The sequence below is a fragment of the Nostoc sphaeroides genome (assembly GCF_003443655.1).
Classification (GTDB): domain Bacteria; phylum Cyanobacteriota; class Cyanobacteriia; order Cyanobacteriales; family Nostocaceae; genus Nostoc; species Nostoc sphaeroides.
This window is the reverse complement of sequence record NZ_CP031941.1, coordinates 4,196,360-4,210,498: the sequence shown is the minus strand read 5'-3', so window position 1 is coordinate 4,210,498 and position 14,139 is coordinate 4,196,360. Positions and strand designations below refer to the sequence as shown.

Sequence of the window (14,139 nt, the reverse complement as noted above, 5' to 3'; positions counted from 1 at the left end):
ATACATGGCAAAGCTCAAAATCTCGAAAAAAATCTCCACTGCTTTAATTAATTCTCTTGGTGCGGGAGTAGTACCAAGAGTGGGAGTTGAATATATAGCAGTAGGGCGAGAAAAAGAACTCAAAAGCCTATTACAAAATCTCGATGATATTGCAGAAGGTGTAGCAGCATTTCGCTTCATAATTGGTAACTACGGTTCTGGTAAAAGTTTTTTATTACAACTAATTCGCAACCATGCTCTGGAGCAAGGTTTTGTAGTAGCTGATGCTGATTTATCCCCTGAACGTCGATTAGCTGGAAGCAACCATGAAGGTGTAGCGACTTATCGAGAATTAATGAGCCACCTAGCTACAAAAACTCGTCCTGATGGTGGTGCTTTAGTCTCAATTTTAGAAGGGTGGATTAATAAAATTCAACAAGAAGTTGTTAAAGAAACTGAAATGCGTCCGAATGACGATGGTTTTGATGACCAAGTTGAATCGAAAATTAGGGAAGTAGTTCAGTATATTGAAGATTTAGTTCACGGTTTCGATTTTGGTAGCGTGATTATTGCTTATTGGCGTGGCTACCGAATGGATGATGATAATTTAAAAAATGCGGCGATGCGCTGGTTGAGGGGAGAATTTACTACTAAAGTTGAGGCGAAAGCAGCTTTAGGAGTGCGGGTAATTATTGATGATGATAGTTGGTATGACTATATAAAACTGTTTGCTAAATTTGTCGCTGAGATTGGCTATAAAGGACTGTTAATTTTAGTTGATGAAGCTGTTCATTTATATCAAATATCTACCACAGTCACGCGGGAAAAAAATTATAATCGACTTCTGGCAATGTTTAACGATACTATGCAGTGCAAAGCAGAACATCTTGGCATTGTCGTTGGTGGAACAACGAAGTTTTTAGAAGACCCTAAACGAGGACTTTTTGCAGACCAAGCTTGGCAAAGACGGACAAAAGAAAGTCGTTTTGTTGCACAAGCTAATGTTCAGGAACATTTAGGGCCAGTGATTCGCCTAAATCCGTTGAGTGAAGCAGAAATATTGACCCTTTTGCAACGTTTAGCTGAGATTCATGCACTCAATTTTGGGTATGAACAGACTTTGAAAAATAGTGAGTTGAAAGAGTTTGTGCAAGAAATTATTAATCGCTTAGGTGCAGAAGCATTACTTACACCAGGGGAAATTGTGCGAGATTTTATGAGTGTGCTGAATATTCTTCACCAAAATCCAGGAATTGTGTTTGGTGAATTAATTCATGGCTCTAAATTTAAACCTACTGGTGTGGGTAAGGATGCAGATGTGTATGAGGATGGCGCAGCCGAATTTAGTTTGTGATATTATCATTAATGAAGTATGCCAAAACTAGCATCTTGCAAAAGATGAGTCCTTTATTAAAGCTAGTCGAGTGGGTTGGAAGCTCGCTTGATGATTTAAGAGAGTTTCCAGAATAAGTTCAACAAATGATGGGTTATGCTCTGTATTTGGCTCAGTGTGGTGAAAAGCATGATTCAGCAAAACCCCTCAAAGGATTTAAGGGTGCTGGGGTATTGGAAGTTGTAGAAGACTTTGATGGTGACACTTACAGAGCTGTTTATACAGTTAAACTTGAAGACGTTATTTATGTTTTACATACTTTTCAAAAGAAATCCAAACACGGTATTACTACACCAAAACAAGACATCGAATTAATTAAAGCAAGGCTTAAGCGGGCAAAAGAACATCACGCACAAAACTATAGCCGGAAACAAAAGGAAGAGAAAAATGACTGAAGAAATCAGTATACAAAGAAGTAGCGGCAATGTGTTTGCAGATTTAGGTTTAGCGAACCCTGATGAACTACTTGTCAAAGCAGAACTTGCACGTCAAATCAGTGAAATCATCGCTAAACAGGAGATGAATCAAGTTGAAGCGGCCGCACTATTGGGAGTCGATCAACCTAATATTTCTGCTTTAATAAGGGGAAAACTATCAGGTTTTTCAACAGAACGACTGTTCCGATTTCTAAATGTTTTAGGTTGTGATGTGGAAATAGTGGTGAAGTTGAAACCAAAATCTCAAACACAGGCTCAAACAAAAGTTAGTAGTTATGTATTAGAAAACTGAAAAATGCTTAATTACAGCATAGACAGAACAGGGTAAGCGCATCTAATTTTGTAGCTCTTGATACAGATAAAAAGCTTAAAACTCTATCTTAATATCAATTTTCCATTCAAAATAGGACAAATTGTCGTAAATAATTGAAAAAACATAGTTCAAATAGTTTTTTATGTTTTTAACCACATAAAGCCGAAAATGTCAATCCCACCCCTTGGCTCAGTATACTAATTTTGAACTTACTTGTGCTTTGGGTGAACCTTTGTCCACGGATGACTGCTTGATCGCCTAAAAGCCGATCTAATTGACGGCAGATGAGAGAACTACAAACTGTATGAGGCGTTCCCTTTGCTGTCATTTGAATCAGTTCCCCTCGAATCAATTCAATACGATCGCCCTCTGTCAGAAATCCGAGTTCAATCAATTGATGGTATTCTGCGATCGCAAATCGTTTAGGCGTCACAGCATTCATGAGACATCTTTCCAATACTATTTGTACACTAGCAAAGATTAAACTCACTGCGTTATTTACTGCCGCAGGCGTTGCAATGACTCAAATTGCTGCCAACAAAGATACAATGCACGCGGTACGTGAAAACATCCTTTCCATTTGCCACCTTTAAGGTTCAACAATACTTCTCCACGGCGATTGAGATAGCCAAACCACTCACCGTATTCTGAATCAGCAAAGTGTGACCAAGTGTAATCGTGCATCTTTTCATACCATTCCCAACACTCTTCACGCCCACTCAAGCGATAGCCCATCGCTAATGCAACCAAAGATTCTAGGTGAACCCACCACAGCTTTTGATCCCATTCCAATTCTTGTGGGGGATGACCATCTGCATCCATAAAGTAATACAACCCGCCGTACTCGCTATCCCAAGCAAAATTCAGAATATTTAGCACCACATCAACGGCTTGGTTAATAGTTTTGGTGTCGTTTTGGCGACATGCGATATCCATGATGAACCACATCGCTTCGATACCATGACCGGGGTTAATCAGCCGTCCCTCAAAACAATCTATGTGAGAACCGTCAGGGGTAACGTTTTCGTACATTAATCCCCGTTCTTGGTCAAGAAAATCGGTCATCACTTCGCGGACTGTCTCAGCTAAGACATTCTCTAGTGTTTCCTTTGGCAGCAACCATTCCATTTCTAGAGTCAGGTTGGCTAAAATCATTGGTACAGCCAATGATTTCATCGGGCGTGTACCGGGATAGGTTTTATTATATTTGCCCTTGGGGTTATCCTTGCGGCGTAATACGTTGTTGTAAGCCTGCATTGCCACATCCTTTGCCCATTCTTCGCCGCCAGCGAGTGCATATTTACTAAATGCCATTGCTGCAAAGCAGTCAGAAAAGATATTGTAAGGCTCAACCAGTGGTTTTCCTTCGCTGGTGAGGGCAAAGTACCAGTTACCATCGCTATCTCTGCCATGTTGGGCGAGAAAATTAGCGCCGTTGCTAGCAACTTTTAACCAGTTTTCGCGTTTTTCTAGCTGATTGTAAAGCATCGAAAAAGTCCACACCTGGCGATTTTGTAGCCAGATGAATTTGTCTGTATCATAAATTTTGCCTTCGCGATCGAGGCAGGTAAAATAGCCGCCTTGCTGCCAATCGAGAGAATATTTTTCCCAAAATGGGAGTACGTCGTTGAGGAGAGCGTTTTTGTAAAGTTCAGCGATTGCTTGAAAATTATACTCCATAAATTTCCTCCCCTTTTGTGCTAAAACCAACAGCTTAACAGTTATCATATTTTGACTCGAACATGGAGCGACGCCGATAGCGTAGCGTTAGCGACGCAGGAGCGTCATAGCCCGCACTTCGGCAAGCTCAGTGACCATCGTAGACATCGCGTCAGTCTTTTACAAGATTTAGTCAGCAGCAGGTATGATAAAACTTTAAATAAAATATAGTCTAACCGATACTTCTATCTTGTATCTTGCACCATTATCAATAACCGTAGGGTAGTTTTTTAGAGATGAGGTTGTTATGAGTCAGATTGAACGAGTTGCGATCGTTGGAGGAAACCACGGTAATGAGTTAACAGGAGTACATCTTGTCAAAAAGTTTCAGCAGTATCCAAATTTAATCAACAGAACAAGTTTTGAAACTCTGGCATTACTTGGCAATCTCAAAGCTATTGAAGAAGGTAAACGATACATTGATAAGGATTTAAATCGTTGCTTCACTAATCAAGGCTTACAAAATTCTCAACTCTCAAGTTATGAAGATACGCGGGCAAAAGCAATTCAACAGATATTGCAACCGCAAAATCAGCCCTTTGTAGATGTAATTGTTGATTTGCACAGCACAACTGCCAACATGGGATTAAGTCTAATTTTTTGTGATATGCATCCTTTTTTACTTCGGTTAGGCGCTTATTTAAGTTCTATAAATCCGATGGTAAAGGTTTTTGTTAATCAACAATCTAGAGAAGGTGGTTTTCTCCGTTCTTTGTGCGAATTGGGTTTTGTTATAGAAGTTGGCCCTGTGGCTCAGAATATTTTAAACGCTGAATTATTTCAGCAAACAGAGCAGCTTATCTATGGAATTTTAGACTATTTTGAAGGTTGCAACCAAGGCAATATTCCGCAGAAAAACAGCACGCTTACACTCTATCAATACATTAAAACTATCGATTATCCGAGAAGCGATGACTACGGTGGGCTGCACCTACGCCGGGAGATTCAAGCTATGATTCACCCTAACCTTCAGTTTAGGGATTATGAACCTTTGAATCCAGGCGATCCGATGTTTCTGACTTTTGAAGGAAAAGACATTTTCTATGAGGGAGAGTCTACTGTTTATCCTATTTTTATTAATGAAGCAGCTTACTACGAGAAAGGAATTGCAATGCATCTAAGTCAAAAACAACAAAAGATAGTTTAAAAGGCGTTGCATAATAATTCATAATTCATAATTCATAATTCATAATTCATAATTCATAATTCATAAATTTTAGAAGGGGTACAGTAGCCCACACTCAATTAAAAATCCAGTGGTAACGGCATGGCAACTCTTAGAGACGCACTCGCGTTCGCTTAAAGCGAGTCTGCGTCCCTTGTGCGTCTCGTAATATATCTGGGAATACTAAATCTGTAAATCATTAGGATTTAGCAGTATGGTTAGCACCCTTGTGAATATTCCCGGATATCAAGTCAGCGAAGAACTCTACAATGGTTCCAGAACGCTGGTTTATCGAGGGTATCGAGAAACTGACTCATTACCAGTAGTGATTAAACTACTGAAAAATCTTTATCCGAGTTTTAGTGAACTCTTGTCGTTTCGCAATCAGTATACCATTGCTAAAAATATTAACTCACCTCTGATTGTCCAAACCTACAGCCTGGAACCTTACCAAAATGGCTATGCGCTGGTGATGGAAGATTTTGGAGGGATTTCTCTAAAGGAGTGGGGAGACGCGATTAATCGCACTAGGGAGTGGGGAGTGGGGGGAAGCGTAGAATCTTTGATGGAGTTTTTACAAATTGCGATCGCACTATGCAATACCTTAAATATATTGTATCGAGAGCGGATTATTCATAAAGATATTAAACCCGCCAATATTTTAATTAATCCCGAAACAAAAGAAGTTAAATTAATTGACTTTAGTATTGCATCTCTGCTACCACGAGAAACCCAAACACTAATTAATCCCAATGTTTTAGAAGGGACACTTGCTTATATTTCTCCAGAACAAACAGGCAGAATGAATCGGGGGATTGACTACCGAACTGATTTTTATTCTTTAGGCGTGACATTCTACGAATTACTAACAGGAAAGTTACCATTTCAATCAAACGATCCAATGGAGTTAGTACATTATCATATTGCGAAAGCATCGTCCTTAGCCCATGAAATTAAGCCAGAAATTCCATCTGTACTATCAGAAGTCGTCAAAAAGTTAATGGAGAAAAATGCTGAATCCAGATATCAGAGTGCGTTGGGACTGAAATTTGATTTAGAAAATTGCTTACATCAGCTACAAGTTACGGGTTCGATTGAGAGTTTTGAAATTGCGAGTAGGGATGTGTGCGATCGCTTCATCATCCCCGACAAACTCTATGGACGAGAAACCGATGTATCAACTCTACTCCAAGCATTTGAAAGAGTCAGCCTTGGTGCAACAGAAATGATGCTGGTAGCAGGTTTTTCTGGCATTGGTAAAACCGCAGTTGTTAACGAAGTTCATAAACCGATTGTGCGGCAACGCGGTTATTTTATCAAAGGTAAATATGACCAATTTCAACGGAATATTCCCTTCAGTGCATTTGTGCAAGCTTTCCGGGATTTAATGGCGCAATTGCTCACAGAAAGTGATGCTCAAATCCAGCAATGGAAAAGCAATATATTAGAGGCTGTGGGGGAAAATGCACAAGTAATTATTGAAGTCATCCCCGAATTATCTAGAATTATTGGTATCCAACCAGCAGTACCAGAATTATCAGGAACTGCTGCCCAAAATAGATTTAATTCAATATTTCAGAAATTTATTAGCGTTTTTACAACTCAAAAACATCCCTTAGTGATGTTTTTGGATGATTTACAGTGGGCTGATTCGGCTTCTTTAAAACTGGTTGAATTATTGATGGGTGAGGGTAGCGGATATTTATTATTAATCGGTGCTTACCGGGATAATGAAGTGTCTCCAATACATCCTTTGATGATGACTTTAAAGGAGATGCATAAACTTGGTGTAGTTATTAATAGTATTACATTGCAAGTTCTTAGTGAAAATACTTTAAATCGACTGGTTGCAGATACTTTAAATTGCATACACGATCTAGCCACACCTTTGACGCAGTTAATATATCAAAAAACTCAAGGAAACCCATTTTTTAGTACACAGTTCCTCAAGGCTTTGTATGAAGATAATTTGATTGTATTCAACCCTGATCTTGGATGCTGGCAGTGCGATATCACCCTAGTTAAACAAGCTGCATTGACTGATGATGTGGTAGAATTTATGGCACAACAGTTACAAAAGCTGCCTTTTTCAACCCAAGGGATTTTAAAGTTAGCGGCATGTATTGGCAATCAATTTAATTTGATGACCTTAGCAGCTGTTTCTCAACAGTCAGAAAATGAAACTGCTGCCGCACTTTGGAAAGCTTTGCAGGAAGCTTTGGTTTTACCGGAAAGTGAAATTTATAAGTTTTATATTGCCGATAAAGAAGCAATTTATCAACAAGAAATGTCCCATGTTGTTAATTACAAATTCTCCCATGACCGTATTCAGCAAGCTGCTTATTCATTGATTATTGATGAAGATAAACAAGCAACTCATTTACAGATTGGACGTTTATTATTATCCAATACTTCAGATGGCGAACAAACAGATAAATTATTTGATATCGCCAATCAATTGAATATGGGAATTTCCCTGATCGCCGATGATGTTGAGAAAATTAAAGTTGCCCAAATTAATCTCAGTGCTGCTGAGAAAGCGAGAAGAGCAACGGCATATTCTGCGGCTTTTAGTTATGCAGAAAAAGGGATGAGTTTGTTAGATGATAATAGTTGGCAACGGCAATATAATATTACTCTTGGTTTGCATAATATTGCCGCAGATACAGCATTTCTGATGGGTAGGTTTGCAGAAGTTACTCAATTGATGCAGGTAGTAAAACTTAATTCCCAAACAGTAGTAGATAACCTTGCTGTTTATGAGGCTCAAATTCAAGCTTATAGTGCCCAGAAGAATTATCAAAAGTCGATTGATACGGGTTTAGAATTTCTCCAATTGTTAGGGATTAAATTACCATCGCAGCCAAGTAAATTACAAGTGTTGGCAGAATTAATCAAAACTAAGGTTTTATTGCGTGGTAATTCCTTAGAAAAACTGTTGCAATTACCTGTGATGACAAATCCAGAAACTATTGTCGTACTGCGAATGAGCAATTTAATTTCCTATCCAGCATATTTCTGTTCGCAGCCATTAATGGCACTATTGGCATTTCTGGGTGTCCAAAAATCCCTTCAACAGGGTAATTCTATCTGGTCATCTAGTTTTTATACAATCTATAGCATTATTTTATCAAATTTGCAGGAATTAGAAGCAAGTTATCAAATGGGGCAATTTTCCCTCAAGTTACTAAATAAATTACCAAACCTCTACATTGAAGGAAAAATAAAAGTAAGCATAGCAATCTTCAGCCAAATGTGGCAACAACCACTCAGCAACAGCTTACACTTGATTCAAGAAGGCAAACAGGCAGCCTTGAATTGTGGAGATTTTGCTTTCGGAGGTCTGGGATACTTCAGTGAAATTAATGTAGGCTTCTTCTTAGGAAAGCCACTCACTGAGTTGTTACCAATTTCTGAACTCTACCATCAAGCATTGACAACGGAAATACCAGATGAAGTGAGTCTACAACAAATTAGTATACTGCGGCAGGTAATGCTAAATCTGACGGAGGCATCCCCCCAACCCCATATATTAGTTGGCACAGAGTGCGATGAAACACAGCTAATTCCCCACTTTCAAGCCAGTAATGATGCTGTCTTTCTTTCTATTATTTATTGCTTCAAAGTACTTGTTGCATACTTGTTTAGTAATATCTCAGTAGCACTTGATGCAGCAGATGCTTCCCTTCCCTACGAACAAGAATTAATTGCCGTCTGTGGTATTATATCTGCTTGGTTTTATGATGCCTTAACGCGATTGGCTGCTTATCCTAACTCCTCACCTCAACGAAAAAAGCAGCTACTCAAACGAGTTACCAAAATTCAGCACAACCTAGAACGACGGGCAAAATTAGTTCCTACCGACATTAAACACAAATGCGATTTAATTAGAGCAGAACGCGATCGCATTCTCGGCAATAAACTTCAAGCACAAGAATATTACGACTTGGCAATATCAGGGGCAAAACAAAACGGCTATATTCAAGAAGAAGCTTTAGCAAACGAACTCGCGGCTAAATTTTACCTCGAATGCGGTAAAGAAAAAATCGCTCAAGTCTATATGCAAGAAGCATACTACTGTTATGCCCGTTGGGGAGCAAAAGCCAAAGTTACCGACTTAGAAAAACGCTATCCCCAACTACTCCAATTTCTCCTGAAACAACAAAAACTTAATCTCAATCTCAATCCCCTAGAAACTATTGGCTTTGGTGGGACTTTCTCATCTACTTACACGAATACTACTGTCGGCACCAATATTTCCGACGTTTTAGATTTTACCTCTGCCCTGAAAGCAGCTATTGCTATTTCCAGTTCTCTGGAATTAGATACACTCATCGCCAGTCTCACCCGGATTATCTTAGAAAACTCTGGCGCGAGAAAAGCTGTACTGCTGCTTCCCCAAGAAAATATTTGGCAAGTACGAGCAATTACTTTTATTGATCATGAGAAAATACAAACGAGCCTCAGCCCAGAATCACTAGACAATTGTCAAGATATTCCTGTAAATATTATCCATTACGTCAAAAATACCCAACAAACAGTGGTTATAGACAATTGCAAAACAGATATTCCTGGTTTAATTGGGGAATATATGTTGTCACATCAACCCCAAAGTGTATTTTGTACTCCGATTATTAATCAAGGGCATTTGGTGGGGATTCTCTATTTAGAAAATCAAAGGATTCAAGGGGTATTTAACAGCGATGGCTCCGCCAACGCCAAGGGCGAACGCCTCAGTATAATTAACTTACTTTCTTCCCAAGCAGCAGTATCCCTAGAAAATGCTCGACTGTATCAACAAGCAGGAATTGCATTACAAGATTTACAACAAGCCCAATTACAAATTGTCCAAAGTGAGAAAATGTCTGCATTGGGTAACTTAGTTGCTGGGGTAGCCCATGAAATGAATAATCCTTTGGGCTTTATTTCTGCCAGCCTTCAACAAGTTAAACCCAGCCTTGCGGATATTGTTAAACACTTCAAACTCTATGAAGAAAGTTTCCCCAATCCAGGTGATGAAATTATCGCTCATGCCGAAGAAATTGACTTGGATTATACCTTAGAAGACTTGCCCAAGATAATTGATTCAATGGTGATGGCGTGCGATCGCCTGGAAAATATCAGCACTAGTTTAAGAACTTTTTCCCGCGCTGATAAAGATTATAAAGTGCCGTTTAATATCCACGAAGGTCTTGACAGCACAATTCTCATCCTCAAACATCGCCTCAAGGCAAATAAACAACATCCTGTTATTGAAGTTGTCACTAACTATGGTGATTTACCTCAAATTCAATGCTTCCCTGGTCAATTAAATCAGGTCTTTATGAATCTTCTAGCGAATGCCATTGATGCGTTAGAAGAATCTAATCATGGACGCAGATTTGAGGAGATTAAAGCCAATCCTAACTGCATTACAATTACAACCTCAGTCGAAAATGAAAGCGTTAAAATCGCCATTGCTGATAATGGTAATGGGATGAATGAAGAAGTAAAATCAAAAATATTTGACCATTTATTTACTACTAAAGCTGTTGGTAAAGGTACAGGCTTGGGGTTGGCGATCGCTTGTCAAATAGTTGAAGAAACCCACGGCGGCAAATTGAGTTTTAACTCAGTTCTGGGTCAGGGTACAGAATTTATTATAGAAATTCCGGTATGATTTTTGGCTCGGAAACTATAGAAGTGATGCCTACTCTACGTTCGCGCAGCGTGTCGTAGACAGAAGCTACGCATAGCAAAATCCCCGTAGCCCCTACGGTAATCCTGCGGAACACTGCGCGATCGCTCAAGTAAATATCTAGCTTCTTGTGGTGCTTGTTCTTCTTCCACAGTAGTTAACACCATTAGCGCTACCCATAAAGGTAATTGGCGAATATCCCCTAATATACTCAATGTACTTGTTCACTGTTCAGTAATGAACGATGGGGATAAATATCCCTTTGTTCAAGACTACGAGATGGGTAAATTATCACTGCTTGCCAGTCGCTAAATCTAATCCGGTTGCGGTAGAAATATAGTGAAGATTCTGCAAATACTCTTTCGTAGAAGCATTATGCTTAATTTATTCAACCTGCGATATATTTAATCACATATCTCCATACATATAGCAATCCTAAATTATTCGTGAAAAGTCAGGGCAGCTGATAGATAATTACTTTTCCTTTCCAATTTTCTTCGACAAATACCAGATACTCACCATTTGAACGACGAAAAGCACGGATACCATAAGGTATATCAATCCAGCCACTTTCGCTGCCAACTTCTGGGCCTGGTTTTAACTGTTGTACTTGCGCTCCCGTTTTGGCATTATAGACATATACCTCTGCGGTTTTAACTGTCACTGCAAATACATTGTCTCCCGCAACACTGATTGCAGCTGTAGACACTTCGCGCTTGCCAGTGGTGTCGTAGGGAATCACAGTTCGCCAACTGGGAGTACGATTTCCTTTACTCCAGTTGTCAAAACGGGCAATCTCAGATCCAGCAACTCCGGTATCGTCACCGAATGCAGGGTGATCTCCTGTAAACCCTGACAAATACATAGTATCTGTTTGGGGGAAATATTCGATTCGCCGCAAGTCGTTAAATATTTTGGGAGTAGTTTGCTTTTCCATCGAACTATAGCTGTAGATGGGGTTGCCTTTAGCATCTATTCCCTGTAAAGGATAGTGGCGGATGCCATCTTGTGTTCGCAAAGTTTTCCAAACATCTCCTTTGCTGTCTACCCACCAGCCGCCGATATAGGGATAATCTTTGCTGGTATCATATTCGTTCTTTTCAAATTTGCCATTACTGTTGCGATCGCGCCAGATCCATTCCCCTTGTTTTGGTTGATGCGGTGGCCAATTTCCCTTAAGAAATGGTTTATCTGCGCCATTGCTACCGACAAACATTCCGGCTGGAATAGCTATTTTACCATCTGTGTCTGGATTAAAACGATATATTTGCAGAAAGCTGCTATACATATCTGTGAGGAACAAAAACGGCTTCCCTTGGATGCGGCGAACAAAGGTTCCATCTGGTGATGTATGCAGTCGGGGATCTTGAGGATATTTGAAAGGATTTAAAGTGTAGGCTTTGTAAGTCCATTGCTTACCAGCAGGCTTACTGTAGTCCATCAGATAGTGTTCTTGTTTGGTGAATAAATCTACACCATCAGTTTTCGGATCTGCATCTGCATTATCGACGAATATCAATCCCAGCGATCGCCATATTAGTTTTGCCGATGGCGAAAATTTCCGCAAATCTGTGCCTGATTTGTTGAAACCATTACTATTGATATAGATATTGCCTGAAGCATCTGCACCAACTCCGGTAAGTCCATAAAGTTTCAAATCTCGAACTTCACCAGCAACTCCTGCATAGATACCACCTTTAGAACCAAAACTACCCACCTGCGTCGGCTTATCTTTGATGTCATAAATCAACATTTGCTGACGTGGGCCATTTTCTGCCACCAACAGCTTACCTTGATGATCGATTGCGATCGCAGTTGGTTCAACAATATCTGCAATCTGTTGGGGTAATTGCTTTCCACTCTGCGAATAATGTAAAATCTTGGCAGGTTTACTACCATTTTTGCTTTGAATAATCCAGAGATTTTTTTGTGGATCAATAGTTATTGCTCCCGGATTAGCAACGGTAAAGCTGCGGAGTTCCTTCATCGTATCAGTATCATAGACACGAATCTTGTTAGCAGCAAAATCACTCACATACAACTCACTTCCCACAGTTGCTAATCCAGTGACTTCACTTTTAGTACTAGTAATCATCATACTTTTATCCCAGCCACGCCCATTAGGAAAAGGCGCAGGTTTTCCCGACAAATCATAGCGTCTAACGCAATGCCAAGTTGTTCCTTCCGGTGGGTAATCTTCATTTGTTTTGCCCCTGGAACCTTGAGTCATGGCAATGTAAATATATTTACTATTTGCTGTTACAGCTATGCCACCGCCACGACTCCAGCCGTGAGTATCCCCAATCGCGCCAATAACCTTACCATCCTTATATATGGCTGCCTCCATTCCCGCCTCATCCCAATGGCTGTTAGTATAAACTGTGCCATCAGAGGCAACATACATTGCCTCAATATTGTTTTGTACCCGCAGATTTCCACTGCCAATCGTGTTACCTATCCACGATGTTTTATAGGTAGGTGTGGATGTTCTTGTATTGTTTTGTACTAGCAGATTCTCACTGGCAATAGTATTACTTATCGATAATTTTTTTTGTGTAAGCGTGGGTGTTTCAGTATTATTTTGTATCGGCATTTCACTGCCAATAGTATTACTTATCGACGATGTTTTGTAGATAAGCGTGCGTGTTCCATTTGTTGCCCAGTCTGTTGTAATTCCAAGAGTAGTAACAATTACTCCAACAGTCAGACTGAGTAAAAATTTCAAAGGTTTACTTTTTTGTATATATCTAATTTTAAATATTTTTTTGAGGTGCTGGTTGAATTGGTGATGGAGTTTTACTAACTGCGCCAGTAATTTATTTTTCATATATGTTTTAAGCTTTTAATTATTTATATACAATCATTTTTTCGGTAATCCGCAAAAAATATAATTATTATAAACAACCAACTACTTTACATACTCTTTACAATATTTACCTTATGATTGTGATTATTCAGCTAATATATTGACATCCTTCTTCAAGGTATTAATTTTTACTGAAAAGCAAGTTTGTCTGGTAAATATTAATACAGAATAATTCCATAATGATGAATTTATAGTGGTTTTATCTAGGATTCACCTTCGTTAATTGGCAGGTATCAGATGTCTCAAATTCAATGTTATGTAGTTAATAAAAACACAAGTTTTTATTCGTTGTTGACGTTGACATATAAATAGTTTATAAATTGGTGTTCTATATATAAGTCTTGTTGGTAATGTGTATTTATTCTAGTGATTTAGCTTAAAAACATGCTGTAGGGGCGTACAGATGTACAACTTAACGTAAAAGCGATGTCCCGCAAGGAACTGAAGTTCCAAGAATAATAGCGAAAGTCATCTGAAGATGACTAAATATATATCCAAAAATCTTTAGTCTACTTCAGTAGACTTTAGCTATTAGCCTTGAACTTTAGTTCCAGGCGGGTGAGTCAGCCAACAGTCAAGCTATTTATAAC

The 14,139-nt window shown here is 39.2% G+C and carries 7 protein-coding genes and 2 pseudogenes; 5 read left to right on the top strand and 4 right to left on the bottom strand.

The features are described from left to right. Positions 1–4 precede the first annotated feature (4 nt). From D1367_RS18780 to D1367_RS18770, 3 genes are all read left to right on the top strand, one after another. Positions 5–1,333 carry an ATP-binding protein gene (locus tag D1367_RS18780; RefSeq protein WP_118167735.1) on the top strand — a complete coding sequence of 443 codons (1,329 nt, stop codon included), beginning with the start codon at positions 5–7 and terminating at the stop codon, positions 1,331–1,333. A 125-nt stretch (positions 1,334–1,458) separates the two neighbouring features. Further along, a complete protein-coding gene (locus D1367_RS18775) occupies positions 1,459–1,767 on the top strand; it encodes a type II toxin-antitoxin system RelE/ParE family toxin (protein ID WP_323808683.1) in 309 nt (102 codons plus the stop codon). After that, entirely contained in the window at positions 1,760–2,101 is a 342-nt protein-coding gene (locus tag D1367_RS18770) for a helix-turn-helix domain-containing protein (protein ID WP_118167734.1), read from the top strand. Before D1367_RS18775 ends, D1367_RS18770 begins: the two co-directional genes overlap by 8 nt. 253 nt (positions 2,102–2,354) lie before the next feature. On the opposite strand, the pseudogene D1367_RS18765 reads toward D1367_RS18770, so the two are convergent. Both D1367_RS18765 and D1367_RS18760 read right to left on the bottom strand, forming a co-directional pair. After that, positions 2,355–2,564: pseudogene (locus D1367_RS18765) on the bottom strand (Uma2 family endonuclease); the annotation flags it as partial. Between the two features lie 56 nt (positions 2,565–2,620). Then, on the bottom strand, positions 2,621–3,802 hold the full coding sequence (locus D1367_RS18760; RefSeq protein ID WP_118167733.1) for a n-acyl-d-glucosamine 2-epimerase: 1,182 nt from the start codon (positions 3,800–3,802) through the stop codon (positions 2,621–2,623). A 286-nt stretch (positions 3,803–4,088) separates the two neighbouring features. Between D1367_RS18760 and D1367_RS18755 the strand changes: the two genes are divergently transcribed. Next, positions 4,089–4,988, top strand: coding sequence for an aspartoacylase (locus tag D1367_RS18755; RefSeq protein WP_118167732.1), 900 nt, complete (start codon positions 4,089–4,091; stop codon positions 4,986–4,988). A 232-nt stretch (positions 4,989–5,220) separates the two neighbouring features. After that, positions 5,221–10,665, top strand: a complete 5,445-nt coding sequence (locus D1367_RS18750; RefSeq protein ID WP_118167731.1) for an ATP-binding sensor histidine kinase — start codon at positions 5,221–5,223, stop codon at positions 10,663–10,665. A gap of 119 nt (positions 10,666–10,784) precedes the next feature. On the opposite strand, the pseudogene D1367_RS18745 reads toward D1367_RS18750, so the two are convergent. Further along, positions 10,785–11,050 (bottom strand): annotated as a pseudogene (locus D1367_RS18745) (DUF2887 domain-containing protein); the annotation flags it as partial. A gap of 87 nt (positions 11,051–11,137) precedes the next feature. Further along, positions 11,138–13,510 carry an NHL repeat-containing protein gene (locus tag D1367_RS18740; protein ID WP_118167730.1) on the bottom strand — a complete coding sequence of 791 codons (2,373 nt, stop codon included), beginning with the start codon at positions 13,508–13,510 and terminating at the stop codon, positions 11,138–11,140. Between the last annotated feature and the right edge of the window lie 629 nt (positions 13,511–14,139).

Coding starts and splice junctions, on each gene's coding strand:
- D1367_RS18770 (WP_118167734.1), top strand. CDS start 1,760: ATGACTGAAGAAATCAGTATACAAAGAAGTAGCGGCAATGTGTTTGCA.
- D1367_RS18760 (WP_118167733.1), bottom strand. CDS start 3,802: ATGGAGTATAATTTTCAAGCAATCGCTGAACTTTACAAAAACGCTCTC.
- D1367_RS18740 (WP_118167730.1), bottom strand. CDS start 13,510: ATGAAAAATAAATTACTGGCGCAGTTAGTAAAACTCCATCACCAATTC.
- D1367_RS18755 (WP_118167732.1), top strand. CDS start 4,089: ATGAGTCAGATTGAACGAGTTGCGATCGTTGGAGGAAACCACGGTAAT.
- D1367_RS18780 (WP_118167735.1), top strand. CDS start 5: ATGGCAAAGCTCAAAATCTCGAAAAAAATCTCCACTGCTTTAATTAAT.
- D1367_RS18775 (WP_323808683.1), top strand. CDS start 1,459: ATGATGGGTTATGCTCTGTATTTGGCTCAGTGTGGTGAAAAGCATGAT.
- D1367_RS18750 (WP_118167731.1), top strand. CDS start 5,221: ATGGTTAGCACCCTTGTGAATATTCCCGGATATCAAGTCAGCGAAGAA.